General features: G+C 31.2%; 14 protein-coding genes. 4 read left to right on the forward strand and 10 right to left on the reverse strand.

All coding sequences use genetic code 11. From position 1 onward, the window contains the following. Nucleotides 1-55: 55 nt before the first annotated feature. The 8 genes from PXC01_RS05740 to PXC01_RS05775 form a co-directional block, all read right to left on the reverse strand. A complete protein-coding gene (locus PXC01_RS05740; protein WP_276471370.1) occupies nt 56-3,268 on the reverse strand; it encodes a type I restriction endonuclease subunit R in 3,213 nt (1,070 codons plus the stop codon). Between the two features lie 9 nt (nt 3,269-3,277). Continuing rightward, nucleotides 3,278-5,068, reverse strand: coding sequence for a GmrSD restriction endonuclease domain-containing protein (locus PXC01_RS05745; protein WP_276471371.1), 1,791 nt, complete (start codon nt 5,066-5,068; stop codon nt 3,278-3,280). 2 nt (nt 5,069-5,070) lie between these two features. Then, nucleotides 5,071-8,244 (reverse strand): P-loop NTPase fold protein, encoded by a 3,174-nt coding sequence (locus PXC01_RS05750; protein WP_276471372.1) that lies wholly within the window; start codon nt 8,242-8,244, stop codon nt 5,071-5,073. Nucleotides 8,245-8,258: 14 nt separating this feature from the next. Next, nucleotides 8,259-9,458, reverse strand: coding sequence for a restriction endonuclease subunit S (locus PXC01_RS05755; protein WP_276471373.1), 1,200 nt, complete (start codon nt 9,456-9,458; stop codon nt 8,259-8,261). Beyond that, on the reverse strand, nt 9,448-11,001 hold the full coding sequence (locus PXC01_RS05760; protein WP_276471374.1) for a type I restriction-modification system subunit M: 1,554 nt from the start codon (nt 10,999-11,001) through the stop codon (nt 9,448-9,450). Before PXC01_RS05760 ends, PXC01_RS05755 begins: the two co-directional genes overlap by 11 nt. A gap of 259 nt (nt 11,002-11,260) precedes the next feature. Next, entirely contained in the window at nt 11,261-12,433 is a 1,173-nt protein-coding gene (locus PXC01_RS05765; RefSeq protein WP_276471375.1) for a hypothetical protein, read from the reverse strand. A 1-nt stretch (nt 12,434) separates the two neighbouring features. After that, nucleotides 12,435-14,981 (reverse strand): N-6 DNA methylase, encoded by a 2,547-nt coding sequence (locus PXC01_RS05770; protein ID WP_276471376.1) that lies wholly within the window; start codon nt 14,979-14,981, stop codon nt 12,435-12,437. Nucleotides 14,982-15,040: 59 nt separating this feature from the next. After that, on the reverse strand, nt 15,041-16,042 hold the full coding sequence (locus tag PXC01_RS05775) for a helix-turn-helix transcriptional regulator (protein WP_276471377.1): 1,002 nt from the start codon (nt 16,040-16,042) through the stop codon (nt 15,041-15,043). A gap of 359 nt (nt 16,043-16,401) precedes the next feature. On the opposite strand from PXC01_RS05775, the gene PXC01_RS05780 reads away from it, so the two are divergent. The 3 genes from PXC01_RS05780 to PXC01_RS05790 all read left to right on the forward strand — a co-directional run bounded on the left by PXC01_RS05780 (nt 16,402) and on the right by PXC01_RS05790 (nt 18,012). Next, complete coding sequence (locus PXC01_RS05780) at nt 16,402-17,115, forward strand: hypothetical protein (protein ID WP_276471378.1); 714 nt, start codon at nt 16,402-16,404, stop codon at nt 17,113-17,115. A gap of 77 nt (nt 17,116-17,192) precedes the next feature. Then, nucleotides 17,193-17,417, forward strand: a complete 225-nt coding sequence (locus PXC01_RS05785; RefSeq protein WP_276471379.1) for a hypothetical protein — start codon at nt 17,193-17,195, stop codon at nt 17,415-17,417. 46 nt (nt 17,418-17,463) lie between these two features. Beyond that, nucleotides 17,464-18,012, forward strand: coding sequence for a hypothetical protein (locus PXC01_RS05790; protein WP_276471380.1), 549 nt, complete (start codon nt 17,464-17,466; stop codon nt 18,010-18,012). A 108-nt stretch (nt 18,013-18,120) separates the two neighbouring features. On the opposite strand, the gene PXC01_RS05795 is transcribed toward PXC01_RS05790, so the two are convergent. Next, nucleotides 18,121-18,564 (reverse strand): hypothetical protein, encoded by a 444-nt coding sequence (locus PXC01_RS05795; protein WP_276471381.1) that lies wholly within the window; start codon nt 18,562-18,564, stop codon nt 18,121-18,123. Between the two features lie 21 nt (nt 18,565-18,585). Beyond that, complete coding sequence (locus tag PXC01_RS05800; RefSeq protein ID WP_276471382.1) at nt 18,586-19,644, reverse strand: tyrosine-type recombinase/integrase; 1,059 nt, start codon at nt 19,642-19,644, stop codon at nt 18,586-18,588. A 314-nt stretch (nt 19,645-19,958) separates the two neighbouring features. On the opposite strand from PXC01_RS05800, the gene PXC01_RS05805 reads away from it, so the two are divergent. Then, nucleotides 19,959-20,768: a CPBP family glutamic-type intramembrane protease gene (locus tag PXC01_RS05805; RefSeq protein WP_276471383.1), complete on the forward strand. Its 810-nt coding sequence runs from the start codon at nt 19,959-19,961 to the stop codon at nt 20,766-20,768. Nucleotides 20,769-20,775: the final 7 nt, after the last annotated feature.

Below are 20,775 nucleotides of genomic sequence, written 5' to 3' on the forward strand. Positions count from 1 at the left end.
ATACAATTTTAGGTCTACCTGCATTTATGTAATTTATGGATTGATAGTAATTCTTTTATTTTCTATTTTTCTTAAAATTCTCCGCTTGTGAGAATATTTCTTCATAAACTTCGTCTCTTTCTACCGGAGGATATCCAAACTCATCAAGTAGTAAAATCAATCCAACTTTTAAAGCTGCTTTAATATCGTTTCGTTTACTCCAATCAGGAAATTTTGCTTGACTGTCTACTAGTTCTTTAACCTTCTTAGCTAACTCAATTAACTTTTCTTCTGGATAGGTAAAATCATATTTGCTACATAATTCTAATAAGATGTCGTAAAATGCTTTTTCCTCAAAGTCGATTCCGAGCTCGTCCCCTGCATTAAATTCATCACGTACTTGCATAATCATTTCAGTTAATGCTTCTGCTATTTCATCATAGACCTCACTTCGTAAGATATCATTCTCGCTTCTGTCATTGTATCTAGCAACTAATGAGTCCATTTTTTTAGTAAAATCAACGCCTTTTACTTTATTTACTTTCTTCATTTCCCCAATAGCTTTTGCTAATAGTTTTTGAAGAAGCTTAATTTTGGTATTTGGTAATTTTATCTTGTCTATTTTGGCTAAATAATCATCATCAAAAATATCTTGTTCAGCTTCTGTGTTTTCGCCTAGTTTAAATATTTCTTCTACACCATCACTTTGCAACGCATCTTTAATCATATCACGCACTTTTGCATTCATTTGTGCGGTATCTGGTGCATCTCCTCTTGTTAATTTGAAAACGATAGAACGAACTGCTAAATAGAAATGCGTATAATCTCTTTCCTCTTGCGAGAGCTTTTCACTTCCTGCACAAATGTCATAAGCCGCTTTTAAACGCTTTACTAAGCCCATAAAACGGGTTTCAGCTTCTTTAGTTACTTGTGCAAATTCTGCTGCTTGATTTAAGGTGTGTAATTGGTCTAATGCCGAACCATTAAAATATTTACTATTGTCAAATTTGTGAAAGAACTTACTTAATAAATCCAGGTGATTACGAACTATAATTAACGAAGATGCTATATCTTCAAAGTTGTCTTGGTCGCCTTTTCCGTATTTGGCTAAAGCCATATTCATAGCTTTTTTAATACCAATATAATCCACAACTAAACCTTTGTTTTTACCTGCAAATTTTCGGTTTACACGAGAAATGGTTTGAATTAAATTGTGTTGCTGAATTGGTTTGTATATGTAAATACTGTCTAAAAATGGCACATCAAAACCTGTGAGCCACATATCTACTACTATAGCAATTTTAAAATTTGATTTTTCATTTTTAAACTGACGGTCTAGTTCTTTTCTGTACTCTTTTGTGCCTAAAGAATCATAGAGTTCTTTTGGGTCGTCTTTACCACGTGTCATTATCATTTTAACACGTTCCATAGGTTTAATTTCTTTTTTCTCTTTTTCTGATAGTTCAGCTCCTTCTTCCGCTTGTTTTATGTCTGCCCATTCTGGTCTAAGTGCAATAACATTTTTGTAAAACTCATAGGCAATTGGTCTACTTGGGCAAACAAACATTGCTTTACCTTTTACCGTAGCTCCTTCATTAATTCTATTTTCATAGTGAGTGACGAAGTCAACTGCAATTTTTTGTAGCACATCTGGGTCGCCCAAAATAGCATTCATATTTGCAGATTGCTTTTTGCTTTCTTCTACTTGATATTCATTTGCTCCAGCTTCGGCTGCTTCTTCGTAATACTTCTCAATTTTTTCTAGTTCGCTGTTGTTTAAAATTACTTTTGCGGCTCTACCTTCATATACTATTCTTACGGTGATTTCGTCTTTTACAGATTCTGTCATGGTATAAGAATCTACTACTTTACCAAATACATCCAATGTGGCATCTATTGGTGTTCCTGTAAAGCCAACAAACGTTGCGTTAGGAAGTGAATCGTGTAAATATTTAGCAAAACCATAGGTTTTCTTAACCCCTTTCTCGGTAACTTTTATTTTTTGGTCTAAATTGGTTTGACTTCTATGTGCTTCGTCACTTATACAAATTACGTTAGTTCGGTTTGTTAGTAATTCTAAGTCTTCGGTAAATTTGTGTATGGTGGTTAAAAACACACCACCAGATTCGCAACCTTGCATTAGTTCTCTTAAATGACTTCGACTCTCAACACTTACAATACCATTATCACCTACATAGTTTTTAGCATTGGTAAATTGTTCAGAAAGCTGCGTGTCTAGATCCGTACGGTCTGTGATTAGTACAATAGTTGGATTTTTAAAATACTCGCTTTTCATTAATAAGCGCGTTAAAAACAACATTGTAAAACTCTTGCCACAACCTGTAGCACCAAAATATGTCCCACCTTTGCCGTTTCCATCTGGTTTTTGAGCTAGTTTTATATTGTCATATAATGCTCTTGCCGCATAATATTGGGGATAACGACACACAATTTTTTCATCTTTTTTACTGCTATCTGGTAGGTAAATAAAATTGCGAATAATATCTCTTAATCTGTTTTTATGCAACATTCCTTGAACGAGCGTAAACATAGAATCTATGCCATCTACATCTTTCGCTAATCCAGAAACACGTCTCCAAGCATAGTAAAACTCATAAGGTGCAAAAAATGAACCCGCTTTGTTATTTACACCATCACTAATAACACAAAATGTATTGTAGATAAAAAGTTGTGGAATATCTCTCTTATAACGTGTTGTTAATTGTACATAAGCATTGTGAATGGTAGTGTTTTCTTGTATGGCTGTTTTGAATTCAAACACCACTAGAGGTAAACCATTGATGTAGAGAATACCATCTGGAATACGTTTGTGTGTACCTACAATTTCTAATTGATTGACAAATTTATAGATGTTATTATCGTCATAAGTTAATTCAGGTTCTGCAACTTTAATCGTTTCTATGCTTGCGCTTTTAACTTGTTTTTCTAAACCTGAAAAATCTATTAATTGTACGTAGATATCCTTTTCACTTGGGTCTTCTCTTTTTAAAATAAATCCATCTGAAAGCATACGAATAAAACGTTTATTACTTTCATATAAATCAGAAGCAGGTAATGTTTTTAATTGTAGAATAATACCGTCTATCTCTGTACTAGAAATGTTTTCTCTTTCATATTTTGAAGCTAAAAACGAACGTAAATCGTCTTCCAATATAACTTCATCATCTGCACGATTTAGCGAATTGCCTAAATGGTGTGGATAGCCTTCATTTTCTAATAGTTCAGAAAAAGCGGTTTCTAGTTGTGCTTCTGTAAATTTTTGACCCATCCGTTACATTTATAAACTTTCGTAATATGCTTTTAATTTCTTAGACATCAGCTTACGCCTTTCTTCTAAAAAACTTGTGTAATCTTGGTGTGTTGCCTCTTTAACAAAAGACGGAATATCGTTAGCTCTAATATTTTCTTCTAAAGCATCTTTAGTATCTATAGTGCTGATTTCATTAATCCCTTCGTTTATTTGGGTTTCTATTTTGCTTAGGTATTCAACGGGTGGCATTTTACCTACTTTTATATTGGTGGCTTGTTCTGTGTATACAAAATTTGCTACTTGGTTGTATGCTTTTTGTGAGTACCCGTTGGCTATTAAATATTGCTTAGGGAAAATGTGATGAATATCCCCGCGTTGCTCAATAAGGCTGGTAATAGTCATTGATTTAGATAAGAAAGCCACAGCATTACTATTTACTTGAGCAGCCAAATACAAGGTATAGGCGTTATTGTTTACACTAGAACTTTCTAAGTCGTTAATTAAACCAAAATCCCAGAAGCCCTCGCCCAAATGAGCTTGCTCCATTTGTAACAAATAGGCGGCAATACCTTTTTCGTTAATTTGTTTTATGTCTTCATCTATTCTAGATTCTGCGGAACCTGAATAACGCCCAATAAATATGGATAAGACTAACCATCTTTTTACATAGCCTTGTATTTCTGGTTCACCCATTCCTTCATCACGTAATTTTAGGTATAAGGCGTAGGCAAAGTTTAGACTGTTTTGTGATGAAATAAGCTTTCTGCTTATTAACCCAGTCGATTTTAATATCATTACAAACCTTTGGTAATTGGTTTGGTTAACAAAGGCTTCTAAGCCTTCTGAAAGCTTATTGTAACTGGCAGCTGCAATTTCATTTTCGTAAGTTCTGGTTTCAAAATTTCTACCAGATAACAAAGCTACCAAATCACTAAACTTACCGCGGCTAAATTTAAAAGTGAACGCTACACGGAGCATATCTATATAATCAGGGCAATACAAGTCGTCATTACCCGTAGCCATCCATTTAATGGCTTTATAGTAGTTACTTTCTGCAAAATTGGTGTCGTTATCTACAATATGTTTGTTGAAACCTTTATCTACCAATAAACGGCAGAAATAATCTACCATTTTACGCATTTTGTTCCCGCCGTGTTGCTCGTCTGAAGCAATTTTAGACATTACAAAATCTGCATTACTTAGTACCACACCTTTTTGATTAATACGAATAAAAATTTCGGTTACCGTATCTATATCTAAACTGGCATCAAGCTCAATAATACCAACTTGTTTACTTTTTATTTTTTTTAGATTTTCAATTCTATCTTCTATTAAATCTTCATCAGCTTCTGGGTTATCTTTTAAGTATTGACGAATGGCTTTGGTAATAGAAATTTCATCATTTACAATAGGATTGATGTTGTTGATCCATTCTGGACTTCTTTCTTTTGCTTTGTTTAAAACCTCAAAAGCTTCTGTTAATGGATTAAAGGCAATGCGAATATTAATTTCTTTATAGTTTTTGTTTAACACCCGTTGCCCAACTATAGCGGCTGTTAAAGCCGTAATACGTTGTTGCCCATCTATTAAAACTTTTTTACCCGCCGATAACTCTCCATTTTTTAATTTAACATCAGGATTTCGCCAAGTAATAATATAACCTACAGGATATCCTTGATATAAAGAATCTATTAAATCTCTAACTTTTGCAGCTTTCCAAACAAATGGGCGTTGAATTTCTGGTATGGCGATATCGCCAGATTTTATCCAACTCAATAAGGTTTCTACGGGTTGTTGATGAACACTATATTTTGCCATTATCAATTATTTTTTGGGTCTGTATTTTCATCACCAGAATCTTTGGTTTCAGCTTTTATTATAAAACCAAGCTCTTTGGATAATTTTTCAATTTCCTCCTTGTCTATTCTTGCCTTTAAACCATCTCTAAAATCATCTTTAGATTTACCAGAACTACTCAAAATTATTTTAATTCTTCCAGAATTATTCTTCATTATAGATACACATTCATCTGAATCTAGTAATTCTGTTTTAAAAATTGTTCGCACAACATCGCTTGCTTTATCCTCTAAGCTAGCGTGTGCTAAAAGGGCTTCTGAGAAAAGAATAAAAATTTCATTTGTTATATTATTATTCTGAATTAAGCGATCACGTAAACTTTTTAATGTATTATCTAAATCTCTTTCACTTTTTTCAAAACTTTTAAGTAACCATTCTACGATTTCTTTATTATCTATTTTTGAATCATCTGCTATTTTTAATAATACTGAATCAAAGACTTCTAAAGCAAAGCGATTCCAATTGATAAATCCAATAGTTTTTAATTGTTTGAATAACTTACGGTTTAAATCGCTGAAGCTTTCTTCCCATTCATCTTTAGATTTATCTTTATAATGATTGTTAAATACTTCTATTACTTTAGAAGCTATCTCTGATGAGCTGCCTTTAAGAATTGATAATATTGAAGGCTCTAGTTTTAAAAGTCTAGCTTCATCCAGTTCATTTGAGTCTTCTATTTGTAGCGTATTTAACAATTCTTCTGCTTCAATTTTATTCGTATTACAAATAGCAATAATATTCTCTAAAATTGGCTCTATGGAATAATCTCTGTGGGTTGGATTTATTTGAATTAGCTTATTAACAACACCAATGGTTAATTTATTAGTGAAAGAAATAGAGCCAACTAAAAAATCACTATAACTTATGTACCATTCTAATTGATTGGCTACTTCATCATAGAACTCTTCATTTTCGCTATTCAAAACTTTGTTATAGACAGCATTGTATGCTGTGTTGCTACTTGTCAGTAATGATAAACGTAACGCAGCTAAATCAACATAAATATTATCTCCAATTGTTGCACCGTTTACCATATGATGTATATCAGCATCAAGTATCTTTGACTTGACATCTAGTTTTGTGTTAGCTGTTAATTTTAACTTTTCTAAAATTTGAAATAATATATTTTCATCTCTGTTGTTTGGAGTAATATAACTGATAAGTTTTTTGTGGAACTTAGTTAACTTTAGAGGGGTTTTAATAAATTTCACAAAAGAAGTTTCTGCTAAATCTTTAGCCTCAAAAGTAATTAAGTAATCATCAATCTTTTCAATTCCACAGTTTAATTTATATTTGCTATATTCTTCTTCTTTATAATCAATTATTGTTTTTATTTTTTCTGGATTTACAGATTTAGATACTAAGTGATTAAAAGCTTTAAGATTCAAATTATTTTTGGCACAATATTGTACGACTTTATCAATATTATCTACATAATTAATAATTTCAAATTCGTCGTTGTCTAACCACAAACTTTTTAAGATACTAGTTAACCAATCTTTTTGCTTTTTTGAGGTAAGGTTTTTAAGAAGAGTTAATTGATAATTTTCTACTTTACCTAAATTTAAGTCATTAGATTGAAGATTTGAATATATGATGTTCCAAATCAAACCTTTTTGACTGGCACTAATGTTATCATTTTCAGACAAGCTATCTAATACTATAATTGGCTTTCTATAATCTTCCAATTCAGAAACTACTGGCTTAATTATATATTTAAAAGCAGGTATTTCTTGAATTTCTTTAAATACATTAATTTCATTATTTATTAAACTGTCACGTAATCGATTTTTATAGATTACCTCAATTGCATTATCTGAATCAATTTGATAAGCGAGTGCTGTTATATACTTTGGAAAATCTTCATCATTTTTATAAATAGGTTCGAGTCCATTTAAATAATTTAACTCGGTAATTGTGGAAAGTGTATTATCCAGTATTTTTTCTTGACACAATAAATATATAGCTATATACCTATCTGGTATTTTATCATCGATTAATTTAATTGAAATAAAATTATTGATAAAAGAAACAATTTCTCTTGGTGTTATCGCTGTATTTAATATTTCATAAGCTTGCTCTACTCTTTCAAATTCATTTTCATCATAGGTTGCAAATGCAGTTTCCCAATTATTTTTAAAAAACTCTTTCCAACTAGACATTATTGGTGGTGCAACCCTAAAAACAATATCAAATGTTTTATTAATGTAATCATCTGCATAATTTGTGTTCTCATCACCATTTAGTTCAGAAAACGCATTTTTAATATGCTTTCTATCAAAAGGAATAATTACTTTAATTTTTTCATACTTCTTCTCAGCAAAAAAAACGTGTATGGAGGACCAAACGTTTAAAATGTGTTTTTTAGGTAATCTGTCAAAATTATCAAGAACCAAAACTAAATTTTTATTCAAGTCATAATCAATTTCTGTCATCCACTCTTGAAAATCTTTTACACTTGGTTCTTCTTCTGAAATACTCTCAATTTTAGTTTCTTTCTTTTGCTTATTTGTGTAAATCTGAAAAGTTTCTTGAGCTGATAGTTTAAATGAATTCCAAAAACCATTGCAATAAATCCAATTTTTTACCAGGTTCCAGACATAAATACCAATAACAATAAAGATTGGACTTAGAACTAATACTATTTTCCAAAAGATGCTTTCTATTTTTAACCAATCATCCAGTTCTCCTCTAAAAGTGGTTACTGTCGAAGCATAAACAATAGCAAAAAGTGAAAATATAAAGCCTACACTTAGATATGGTAGGTTTTCTGTCGTAACCTCCTTCTTCTTTGATAATAAAATTGTCAACTTTTTTTCCCATTTTCCCTTTTTAATAAAGTTATTTTCTTTTTTAGTCAAGTAATTAGTTAACTCTATTAAAAGGGAGCGTCTTTGTTCATCTTCTTGATGTCCCCAAACATCATAAATAAAAAATATATGGTCAATTAGTTTGTCTTCTACAATTTTTACAAGATTACTTTTACCAACTCCCCAACCTCCATCAATACCAATCACTTGAAAAGTGTTTTCTTTTATAATATTAGTAATTACATTAGAAGTTCTTTCTTGAGATTTACCTTCAAACAAATCTTTTCCTAAAGGTTTATTTTCAATAAATTTATATTTCTTACTCATAATTTTCTGGCTATTTAAACTTCTACTATTGTCATTTTTGCTAATAATAAACTTTGCACTTCTTGGAGGGTTTTTGTTTGATTACAGTTGTCAAAAATCATAGTATCAATTTTGTTAATTTTTATTTCAAATAAATTGGCTATGATTTTATTATATATAACTTTCAAATCAAACAATTCATCTTTATTTATTGAACTAAAAATAGTACCTGTTCCTTTATTTGAATCGAATAATTTTTTATAATCCTTCATCAAATAAAAAGTATAACTAATTTCATTACTTCTAATTGACGCTAAACCTCTTCCAATACAACAATCAGTATTTGCAATATTCAAATCTCCTACGGGTGCTCGAACAGACATTAAAATATCTCCTTTTTTTGCTAATCTTTTCGGTTCAGAAGTATAACTTCTTATTGTTGGTATTCTAAAACCAAAATCAGTTCTACCTTGATAAAAAATTTTCCCATTACCTAAATCGTTATAACTTCCTCCACTTGGTGATTGTCCCATAGTTATCTTAGAAACGTCTTTTAATCTCTCCACACTCCACCCAACAGGAATCTCCTTATCCAATTCTTCATTATACACCATTTTACCTCCCGAAGATTTATACCCTTCGGCTCCGCTCAGGCTACCATCTTTATTAAGCACAGGAAACTCAAAATCTACAAACCAATGTTTGTATAAGGCTTGTGCCGTAGCCTCTAGGTTGGTGTTTATTTTGTCGTTGAGTTGTATGCGGTTGGTTACGATGTTGTACTCATCTACAATTTGTTGTTGTTTTTCTATGGATGGGATGGGTAATGTTACTTCACACATTTCATCATAGTCAAAAAATTCGTGAGCAGAGCCGTGTGACCTAAATCTTGCATAACGGTCAAATTCTGGTCTACGAAACCACATCATTAGATATTCAGAATTTAAAATATTTTCATCTTTTGATTTGAATATTCTATATGAAGGAGAAACAATACAATCTTCTTTAAAACGTAATGCAATGGAAATTCTATCTCCATTTCTAGTAGTTGCTCTATTGAAAGCAAACTGCCCTGTTCTAACTATTCTGTACTTTGATAAATCAACTCCAATTGTATTTGTTTTAGCTTTTTGAAAATATTTTCTATTGCTAATTCCTTGAAGTAACTTTATTTTATTTCCAATATTTTTTTCATTACAAGGTTCGATGTAATCGCCCAAACGTTTATAATTCATAGCCTAGAGATTTAAAAACGTTTTGTAATTCGCTTTTAGAAGCTTCTTCCTGTACTAAAAGGTCTTTCAGTTCAGTTTGTAAGCTTGTCATTTTGGTATTAAAATCTATGTTTTCGTCTCGATTTACAAACTCAATATACTTACTAGGGACTAAAGAGTAATCTTTTTTAATAACCTCGTCTTTAGTGGCACTGTAGCAGTATTCAGGTATATTTTTATAAGCTTCTTCATCAGTCTGCCATGTATGAAAAGTATTAGCAATATCCTCAATTTGCGTATTTGAAAATTGAATATATTTCTTTTCAAAAGGCTCGCCTTTTTGACGCAAGTCCATAAATAAAATTTCACTTTCGCGAAAGCGGTACTCACGGGTTTCCGTCCCTTTGTCTACTTTCTTTTCCGTTTTGTTTTTATTTACAATCCAAATTGTTACAGAAATATCAGTCGTATAAAACATACTACTTGGTAAAATGACAATCGCTTCTACTAAGTTATTTTCAATGAGTTTTTTACGAATCTTGTATTCATCACCACCACCAGAAAGTGCACCATTTGAAAGTACAAAACCAGCCACACCATTATCGGAGAGTTTAGAAACCATATTTAAAATCCAACCGTAATTGGCATTAGATTTTGGTGGTACGTCATAGCCTTGCCAGCGTGGGTCGTCTGTTAGTTCATCTTTACCACGCCAATCTTTTTGGTTAAATGGAGGGTTAGCCATTATAAAATCGGCTTTTAAGTCTGGGTGTTGGTCAGCACCAAAGGTATCGGCTGCTTTTTCACCCAAATTGGCAGATATACCACGTATGGCTAAATTCATTTTTGCCAGTTTGTAGGTGGTATTGGTATATTCTTGCCCATAAACAGAAACTTCTTTTTTGTTTCCGTGGTGATTCTCAATAAACTTAACAGACTGCACAAACATACCACCAGAACCACAAGCAGGATCGTAAATAATACCTTGGTAAGGTTCTATCATTTCTGCAATGAGGTTTACAATACTCTTAGGTGTATAGAATTCTCCTTTTCCTTTCCCTTCTTTAATGGCAAATTTGGCTAAGAAATATTCGTACACACGCCCTACAATATCATTTTGCTTATCGGCAATAGTGTTTATCTCACTTATTTGGTCAATAAGCGAAGCCAGTTTGGTTTTATCTAACCCCAAACGCGAAAAGTAATTGTCTGGCAAAGCACCTTTAAGTGCAGGATTGTTCTTTTCAATATTGTGAAGAGCGGTATCTATTTTAAGCGCTAAATCGTCTTGTTTGGCGTTTTCTTTTATATAAGACCAGCGAGAAGTTTCGTTTAAGAAAAAAACATTTTTCATATTGTAGAAATCCTTCATTTCTACATATTTTTCTTTTCCTTCTTTAATGAGTTCTTCTCTTCGTTCTTCAAATTTATCACTGGCAAATTTTAAAAAGATGAGACCTAGTACAACGTGTTTGTATTCGCTAGATTCTACGGAGCCTCTTAATTTATCGCAGGCTTGCCATAATGATTCTTCTATTGATTTTGTTTTTTCTTGTTTTGCCATTCATTTCTTTATTAAATAATTTTTATAGTCCGATTTGGAATTTTTGCTATTTTTTAAAATATTCTACCTTTTACGCTGAGTAAATTAACGATGCCTTTTTAAGGTTGTTTGATTTTTTACTTTGGTCAACTAATGTATCGAACAAGTTTTAATTAGTTTCTATTCTTATTAAACCTTTTAATGTTTCATTGCACGCGCATTGTATTGGCAGAGAGTAAAGTTTGGTTTTTAATAATTTTAGTTGGTCATTATACATATGTTATAAATCTACTTTCTTGATTTCATCAATAAATGTCTTTGTTCCACAAGCACTTGGCTTGGTTGTAATTTCTAACGCATCCCCCTCATTTAATAAATATTCCTCTATTTTGTTAGGTAAAATACTTAATGTAGAATCGCCATTGGTTGGCTGAAAAGTTCCATAACCATTGTCAGCGACTTTTGTTATTTTTCCGGTAATCCAATGTCCCGATTCAATAGCAGTAGCTTGAACTAATTGCCATTTACTTTGGTTTTTAGATTTATCTAAATTCTCATCAATAAAGGGTTTTAGATTATCTAAAACTTCTAAAAGCGAATAACAAAGAGACCGGTATAAGTAGGTGTTTGAAGTATTAGTCAAATAGGTATCTGCCCGTAATTTATTTCCTTCATTATGGGATGCATCTTGTGTTAAGCTAATTAGATGACGTATGGACTCAGCAATAACAGGATGAATTAATTCTTCATTGTAGGTATACCCTTTATTATAACCGGCTAAAAACAGACTAGCTCCATTTATTGACCCTCTACCATTTTGAATTTCATCAGGTATTAAGCCAATAGTGTTTAATTTTTTAAAAATAGCCTCCAAAATTTTACGCATTGGTGATAATGCATCTTGTTGATTTGTAATGTTTTCTGGTTTCTCAACATCTTTTATCAATTGTAGGATTCTTTCAAACTCTTTGCGTCCTAAATAATTATCATCACATAGTAGAAAAGCATTTAAGTGTTTATGTTTTAGTTGAGTTATTTCTTGATCTTCTACAGCTTTTTTAATGTCTTTAAATAATCTATTAATTTCTTCATCGCTCCCTTTTTTATAAACCTTTGTAAAAGCTTTTTTAAAGGTTTTGTCTTCATAAGCTTCAGCCTGGCCTGTAAGTACAAATACTTCAAACTTCTTCTTTAACTGCAACAATCGCTCTTTGGTCCTATGTATATTATAAGTATCCTCAGATCCTTTAGCATCATCCTCATTTTCAAAATACTTGGCGTCTAATAAAACCCCATCGTAAAAAGTGTAATTCCGTTCCAATTCACTCATGCCGCCATTTAATGATTTAAATGGGAAAAGGTTAATGCCATGTCGTTTTGCGCGACCCTTAGTGCCCCCAAGCGTTTGGTGTTCGTCATCAATCCATAGAATATTGTAAAAGATGTTTTCCATATTAATTGATTAATTTTATAGTAAATCTAAAATTAAATTTCACTGGGTATATGGGGTCTTCATCTAACGTTAAATCCCATTCAGGATTATTGAATTCAGTGGCAATTCTATGTATATCATAGCCACCCAATCCAGTACCTGATTTGGTCTCAGCTGTTGAATATTTGGTTATGAACTTTTCTCTGTCAAAATTTTTCGGAAAGGATTTGCCATTATTGCGTACCTCAATTGAAAGGAAATCATCTATTTCTTTTAACTCGATAACAACTTCGTTTCCGGTTGCCTTTTTCACAAATCCGTATTTATGAGCATTTGTTAATAAATTATCTAATAGTGTCTTCAGAAGCGTTTTATTTCCATAAATTCCACGCTCTTTAAGTTTTTCACCAATTAATACAAGCTTTTTTATTTTGAAATTTAATCCATTATTTGAAAGTTCATTAATTAGTCCGTTAACTTGTGATAGCGAAATAATGGTTTTGTCAAATTCCTTCAGAACAAATCCATTTTCTCCTTTTTCAAGAACCTCAGTCATGAAATTCACATCATGTTTTATTTCTTTGAGGGCTGAGAGAATATCGGTTTCGTAGAAATCTAAGAACGTATTGTTTAGAGCATCAAATCCATCGGGTTTCTCATTGAAAAAGTGAAATAAATTATCTGTCCAATCTAGAATATTTTGTCTAGGTCTGCCCAACGTATGTTTTAATGAGGCGAATTCATTAAATTGACCGATTTCCTTTCCATGAGCAAGTGCATTTCGTTCTTGTTGCAGTAATTTAATTTTGTTAGAAAGTTCAGTAATACCCTGTATTTTAGCTCTTTGCTCTTCCAGAGTAGGTAGCTTTATGACAATTTCAAGTAAGTCATCTTTCCTAATCATTGGAATTGCAGCACCCTGTCGATATGATTCTAATTGCTCTTCAACGTAATCTGCTTGAAGTTCATTAATTAAGTAACCTATATCCACTAAATTTTCATCTACTTTAAATGATATTATATCGGGCTGTAGAAAAATAGGGGTGCCAGTAAATTTAAATAAGGTAGGTTTCAATGTTTTCCAACGTGTGGCAATTAATAACGAAGATTTGTCTATTTGTCTTAAACTAAATTTACGCAATTCAGTTTCTTCAATATTAGGGACATCCAAATTATAGTCTACCTGATCATTTTTAAGATCTTTAAATCCAACTCTCTTTCCTTTATCAGGTAACTTACCTCTTTTGCCTCTTACAATTTCAACAATCTCTTTAAGTTTTACTCCTTCAATTTGTTTTTGAAAATATCGCGGCACATTAAGATTATAATCAAATTCTATAATTTGATTAATAGGCACAATACGTTCAATTTTGGATATCCCAGTTGTATCGCGATTTGTACTTAATGAGCTATATTCTGATAAAGGTTCGTTAACCAGGTTTTGACCATCAATTATTTCATATTTATCTTTATTACTATCGGAGAAATATTTTAATAGCTTAGAATCATTTAAAACCTTTTGTTTACTGTTTTTAGATTCTACAAACGTTTTAGCATCAATGAAACGTACTTTGCCAGGTAGTTTCTTGTTTTTGTCAATAACAAGTATAATTAGTGGGATACCTATATTTGTAAGTAGCCCACTTGGTAAAGAAATTATGGAGTCAATTAAATCTTTTTCAACCAGATATTTTCTTAACCGTTGATCTTGCATTCCTCTAAATAGAAAACCGTGGGGTATTAAGGCAATTAATTTCCCCTTTTCATTTAAGGAATTCATGCCTTTTTCAATGAGAAACTGTTCAATAGTTCTAATGCCCGGTTCAATTTCTTTTTTTTGGTGGCTTAAGCGCATCCCATAAGGTGGATTTGCAATAACTAAATCAAATTTTTCAGGTTCTTTAGGCCAATGTAAAATGGAATCATCATGTACATAATTAATGGTGTCTGGTTTTTGATAGGCCATAATACGTAAGGCACCCAAAGCCCAAGTTGTTTGGTTTAATTCTTGACCAAAATAATCATGTCCTTGATTTAGAAAAACTCCGAATGATGCAAGACCTGCAAAGGGATTGTAAATCTTAGAGTTTTTAGGTAGATCAGCAATAGCACACATTAAACGTGTTATTTCTACGGGCTGAATAAACTCCCCTCCAAATCTTCCTTGTGAATTCGTTATTCGATATAAAGTAGAATCGAATATTACGCTAAATTCTCTTTTAAGGATAACCTTGTCAATTTTAAATAATGCCTCAATAAGTTCTTTAAAGCCTTTATTTCTAATATTTACAAGAGAAGAACTAAAGCAATCAATAATTTTTGAATAGTCATTCTCAGGCTTATCAAAAATTGTGTCGTCTAATATTTGAGGCTCCTTATAATTCAGTTGACTATCTCCAAAGAGAAAATCTTTAGAGATTTGATCATCTCTATAAAGTGAAAGGAATAAAAGAATAATAGGATATTCGTTAGATCCAATTGAGTTATTCCTTAGAATATCAAACATTTCCCATATCTGACTTTCTATAGTTTTTATTGGTGTAAGATTTTCTATTTTATTTTCTTTCATCTTCTTTAATTAGTTTGCTGAGTTACAAATATCTATTGCATATATGCAGTCTTAGTGCATTAATCATATGCTGTTATATTTTTTTGTAATCTCATTCTTAAAGAATCGCGGAAATGGGGGGGGGAGAGCACTGTCATTTCCTCACCAAAGGAGAGAATCATTTTTTCTAATTCAAAGTTTGGAATAACTTCTAAAGTCAAATGGATAAATTCATCAGTAACATATTTCTTCTTTTGTGAACCATGAAGTGGTTTTGTTTCTACATAAGGCCATAATTTCTTGGTGACTTTAAGTTCTATAATTTCCGGTTGACCTTCGTTCAAGGTAACTCCAATAACATCATCAAAGTAATTATCAAAATCAATTTTACCTTCTTGAAATGGTTGGTCAGATTCTTCAATAGAAATGATTCTGTCTAAAGGATAATTACTGAGATTTTCATAATCTGGATTACGACCAAAAAGAAACCACCTTGAGTTAAATTGTTTTAAGTGATATGGATAAAAAGTAGTTATTAATGGTTCTTTTGCAAATGGTTGATATGTAATTTCTAATGTTTTGCTGTAACTAATGGCATTGAAAATAGGATCTAAAAACTCTAGACCTTTAAGAAAAGGGTTACTTTCAAAAGACATGATATGATTTTCTTTATCCTTTAAAAGAAAGGTCTGGTCTAATTTTGGAAGCAATTCATTTACCCACTCAAACTGAGGCAAACCTTTAAAGCGGGTCAGCACCATCATAGCTGATTTAATTTGTTCAGCCTCTAATTCATTAATAGGATTGTTCGTGATAGAGAAAGAGGTGTCTATGTACTTATAAAATGTTCTTCTACCTTCTTTGGTCTTTTCTAACTCTATAGAATAACCTTGGCTAGATTCCATAAATTTAATATCCTCATAAAGCTGTCTTTTTTTTATGCCCATGGCATTTGGGTTGAACTCAAAAAGAGCATCATTACACATTTCCAATAAAGTATTAATATCATAACGACGCCCAGGGTTAGAAAAACATCTGTCTAGTGCTTGGTATCGAATGAGGGCATTTTTGTTTATTGGCATATTAGCTATTTGTAACTAATTTAAAGAATATGTGCAGAATACCTTCACATATAGAGTTATGTTTTTAAAATAAATTTTTAGAGTGATATCATTTTATGAATTAAATGCTTTAGGACAAAGAGTTTATGCAATTTAGGTGGTTTTGTTTGATTCACTTTACGGTTTTCCGTAAGTGCTTTTTTTAATTTTTCATCAGAGTGAATTCAAATGGACTTATTGGTTTTGGGATGATGAATTTATTTGTGCAGATAGGTTGCGCGTATCGCCCATAGCTTTACAGTGTTCACTTAAAAACATTGCATCATGAAGTCATACTCTTAAGTAATGATTTCTTGTCTGCATTTTAAATATCATACAACATGAAAAAACTATCGGTTGAAAATAGAATATTAATGAGAATTCAAACACTTTTGAATACCTATCTAAGTGCCCCGAATACGGCAGTGGAAATTAATTCTATTGAACTTTATGATGTTATTAAAAAGAATCCGGAATTAAGAAAACGTTTTTCATCTAATACTGCCTTCAATAGGTTTCTTAGAAATTCACATAAATATGGGGATATGAAATCTCTTATAAATTATAGAGTGGATGACTCTAATAACTTAAACTTTCGATGGTTTTTTAGATTTAAGAATCTTAGAGAAAAAGCAAAAAGCACTAACACTACAGTAAATAAGGGTACATATAATTACTATAAATATTCGCAAACTGCAATTGCATCAGATGGAGTAAGGTTTAGTTCCTCACATGAAGTTTCTATTTATGAATATCTACTTAAAGAATCTCATTTACGAATAGATTTGGAATATCCTTTAATTATAAATGGAGAGCAGAAATTTGTTGACTTCACTATCACCAATAAATTAAATCGTAAAGTTTTTTATTGGGAGCATTTGGGTATGATTAATAGTGAAGAATATAAAGAAAAGATGGTAAACAAAATAGAATGGTACCTAAGTAATGGAATTAAATCAGTTGAGGATGGAGGTAATCTAATTTATACATATTATCATCGTGATTCTGATTTTATAAAGGATATCAAAAAATGTATTCAAATAATTAAAAATTAAACTTGATACCAACGGTCTCAGATATCAATCTGAATGGCTATTTAATAATTTAATATTAATAATGTAAAAAAATAAATATGACGAATTTTGTAAAGGAAATGGAAAAGCGAGGGTTTCAGGATACAGAACAACTATGTTTTGTTGTGTTGAAAAAATATGATGAATGCCACAAAAAAATTGCTAAAAATAATAATGAAATAGCATGTTTGATTCAAGAGAATCAAAAGCTATTGGATTTGATGCAAACGGCTCAAGTCACAATGGATGTTATAGGAGATGTCGTTTTGAGGGAGAAAGAATAGCATAAAACAAGAAAAAACACAAACTAACTTTAAGGTCTAAACAATTATGATATCCATAGATGAAAAACTTTATATCACAAGAGAAATAAACCAAATTGTCGTCGATTATGCTGAAAAAGTGGTTCTAAAAGATATGTTGTTTGCTTACAGTTTTGAGAACACGCGTGGAAAAAAAGAACTAACAGTCCTTATTAAAGAGGTTCACAGCTTCTGTCCCGATCGACCAACTAAAAATACGGCTAAAAAAATATCTGAATTTGTAAAAAGTTATTTACAGTCGCTCTCAAAATACAAAAAGTACGCTATTTATTTCAGGACATTAAATCATAAATACGACAAATATTTAGATATTGAAATGTCATTTGAGGACAATGATTTAGAGGATGACGGAAAAAGTAGGACCTTCGATGAAAAGTTTGGAAGAACATTGGCAGGAATGATTTATGACCCGGAAGTAACGGAATTAGAGGAAGATTGTTTAAACTTATTATGTGATTACTTATTTTCTTATACTGAGCAATTAGACTTATCACTTATAGATGAATATACTATAGACTCTGTTTTACAGCGAATAGAAGATGGTGTTTGGGTTTGAATGATAATCTTTAATTTTCAATAATACGGCTAGTCTTTATATTTTATAGCATTGATATTTAACTGAATGATATTGTTCCAATCTCATTCAGTTAAATGGGATTGAAATTTAGTTTTGCTCGCTTAATTTATATTTGAATTTACTACTTGAATTTCCTATTTTTTGAGATAGCTCAATTTCTGTAAATATGATTTTATTAGGCAATTCTAAATTCTCTAAAATTTCAATTAATCCGCTTTTATCACTTGTGTCATAAAGGCTTTCTCCATTTGGCTTTTCTCCTGTTATCCAGCAATTTGAACCATTACCAACTTGTGCGCTAAATTCAATAGGAATATTGCACTTAATATCGCAACTTATACTTATATATTCATGATCTTTTAATGAGTAGCCTTCACTTAATAAATGATTAATTTCCATAGGTTTTTCAAGTAGTTTTTGAATAAATTCATCATTATTTTCAACCTTTATAGGTTTCAATAATTTTTTGAGTTTATTAATTTTGTCAAAGACTTTTAACGGATTCGGTTTTTTATATATTTCTAGTTTCATTTTATTTTTGAGTTAAAGTGTTTAAAAAGTTATTTCCGGTAAATTATCTATTGCATTGTCTTGCAATTTTTGAACATGATTCAAATACTTCAATGTGCTTTTAGTTGAACTATGTCCCATAGCATCTGCAACTGTTTTTAAATTGGCTCCATTCATTAGCAATAAACAAGCGAAAGTATGTCTGGCACAATAGAAAGTTAAGTGTTTATCTATTTCTGTTCGTTGAATCCAATATTTTAAATTTTTGTTTACTGCATTATCACTGATGATTTGTAAATCGAAAACAAAATCTTCGCTATTTTTTCTTTCTCCAATTAAGTGAACAGCTACAGAGTTTAATCTATTATTTATTTGACCACCAGTTTTTTCTCTTGTAGTTTCTAGTCTATTATTTTTAATGTTCTTCCATTTCAATTTTCTTATTTCAGCCATACCCAAAGATGTATAACAACAGAATAAAAAAGCTTTTTTTACTTCACTATTACCACAGTGTGTGTTTGCTAGCAATTGTAGTTCTTCAGGAGTTAAAACTTGTTTGCGAAGCGTATCTTCTTTGTTAGGATTTTTAAACCTAATTTCATCAGTCGGCATTGATTTGATATATCCTTTGATTTTAGCATTTCTAAGGACTTTTTTAAACCTTGTAAAGTAATTGTGAGCTGTTTCTCCACTTAGTTTCGCATCGTGTATTAGATACGTCTTGTAAGTTTCCATTACTGAAGGAGTAATCTGTGAAATCTTTAATTTTTTATTTTGTGTTGCATCTTTGAATTTGGCAACGGCACTAGCTACAATTCTAATATCTTTGTATTTGTAGTTTTTGATGAAATCCTCTGCAAAAAGATTAAAATTTAAATCTTTTAAATGTTCTGGTTGATAAGAACTTCCAAGGCTAATTAATTCAAGTTCTTTATTAGCTCTTATGTTTTCTGCCAATCTTTTCTTTTCACTACGTTTAGTGTCGCTAGGTGTAATCTTAATATCTAAAAATTGGTATGATCGTTCCTTGTTATGGTATATGTCCAAGTAGTATCTTTTTACACCTTTAGCTAAATTCCTTGTTCTAAGTTTTACAGACATATCAGTAACATTATAGTAACAAATATAGGTAAAACATGAGAAAATACAATCAAATTAGTGTTTTGTATTTATATTTAAATAATTGAAATACAGTTATTTGTATTCTTTTATCTTCCTTTGGTTGATTAGGTTCGATTCCCGCCTCGAGTACTTCTAAACCCTCTTAATCAGATGATTAAGAGGGTTTTTTTTGTCTAATAAATCAGAATGTTTTGAAAATGGTGAGATTTATTTTCAGATAAAACACACCATTTTCAATAATTTGTATTTTATTTGAGCTAATTATCGGTGTTCCATTGTAAAAAGAATATTTATTGATAGTTACAGACATGATGAACTTTTTAAAAAAGTACGAAATATGGATTTTCTTAGTACTTGCGCCTTTACTTAATTTCGTAATCACTTACCTGAAAAGTAAAGGATTAATAGAATTCTTTCCCTATACCAATGGCCGATTTTATGCATTGATGTTCTTATTGCTATTTATTGTAAAAATCACAAAAGGTAATGAAGGTATTAAGAACTTATTTAGACCCATGTTGGTTTGGAAAGTGCACCCAAAATGGTATTTATTTGGTCTTTTATTCGCATTTACTATAGGTTTAATGACCTTATCAATTGTTGCGGTATATTCTGGAGATATGTCTATTCTTAATTTTGAATTGTATATACCTACCTTAAAATTTACTTTATTCTTATTGTCCTGGGCATTTTTGGGAGAGGTTGTTTGGATCGGTTATGCCGTTCGTGAGTTATCTAAAATAACCAAACCTTTTTATGCAACTCAAATAATTGGTTTTGTATGGTCTTTATGGTGGTTGCCTTCCGTTTATATAAATGTAGGTGTAATTGAAGACTTACCTGTTTGGCCTTTGTTTTTGAATATGATGGGTGCAGCAGGTATGTGTGCCATTGTTTATTCAAAGACTAAAAGTGGAATATGTGTATTGGTGATACAATCAATGCTAAATATGTCCTTAGTATTATTACCAATTTCGCCGGATGCGGGCGACCATACCTACACTATTTTCGCTGTACTGTATTTTCTGATTATGCTTGTGTTTATGTATTTTATGCCGCCTAAAATTAATGAGACAAATATAAAGCTAGTGCCTAGTAAATGATAGTGTT

The organism is Maribacter huludaoensis, assembly GCF_029350945.1.
GTDB lineage: Bacteria > Bacteroidota > Bacteroidia > Flavobacteriales > Flavobacteriaceae > Maribacter > Maribacter huludaoensis.

What these genes read in the sequence shown, in the direction of transcription:
- PXC01_RS05755 (WP_276471373.1), bottom strand. Translation starts at nt 9,458, where the DNA reads ATGAATTATAAACGTTTGGGCGATTACATCGAACCTTGTAATGAAAAA.
- PXC01_RS05770 (WP_276471376.1), bottom strand. Translation starts at nt 14,981, where the DNA reads ATGAAAGAAAATAAAATAGAAAATCTTACACCAATAAAAACTATAGAA.
- PXC01_RS05780 (WP_276471378.1), top strand. Translation starts at nt 16,402, where the DNA reads ATGAAAAAACTATCGGTTGAAAATAGAATATTAATGAGAATTCAAACA.
- PXC01_RS05745 (WP_276471371.1), bottom strand. Translation starts at nt 5,068, where the DNA reads ATGGCAAAATATAGTGTTCATCAACAACCCGTAGAAACCTTATTGAGT.
- PXC01_RS05800 (WP_276471382.1), bottom strand. Translation starts at nt 19,644, where the DNA reads ATGTCTGTAAAACTTAGAACAAGGAATTTAGCTAAAGGTGTAAAAAGA.
- PXC01_RS05790 (WP_276471380.1), top strand. Translation starts at nt 17,464, where the DNA reads ATGATATCCATAGATGAAAAACTTTATATCACAAGAGAAATAAACCAA.
- PXC01_RS05775 (WP_276471377.1), bottom strand. Translation starts at nt 16,042, where the DNA reads ATGCCAATAAACAAAAATGCCCTCATTCGATACCAAGCACTAGACAGA.
- PXC01_RS05740 (WP_276471370.1), bottom strand. Translation starts at nt 3,268, where the DNA reads ATGGGTCAAAAATTTACAGAAGCACAACTAGAAACCGCTTTTTCTGAA.
- PXC01_RS05795 (WP_276471381.1), bottom strand. Translation starts at nt 18,564, where the DNA reads ATGAAACTAGAAATATATAAAAAACCGAATCCGTTAAAAGTCTTTGAC.
- PXC01_RS05765 (WP_276471375.1), bottom strand. Translation starts at nt 12,433, where the DNA reads ATGGAAAACATCTTTTACAATATTCTATGGATTGATGACGAACACCAA.
- PXC01_RS05750 (WP_276471372.1), bottom strand. Translation starts at nt 8,244, where the DNA reads ATGAGTAAGAAATATAAATTTATTGAAAATAAACCTTTAGGAAAAGAT.
- PXC01_RS05760 (WP_276471374.1), bottom strand. Translation starts at nt 11,001, where the DNA reads ATGGCAAAACAAGAAAAAACAAAATCAATAGAAGAATCATTATGGCAA.
- PXC01_RS05785 (WP_276471379.1), top strand. Translation starts at nt 17,193, where the DNA reads ATGACGAATTTTGTAAAGGAAATGGAAAAGCGAGGGTTTCAGGATACA.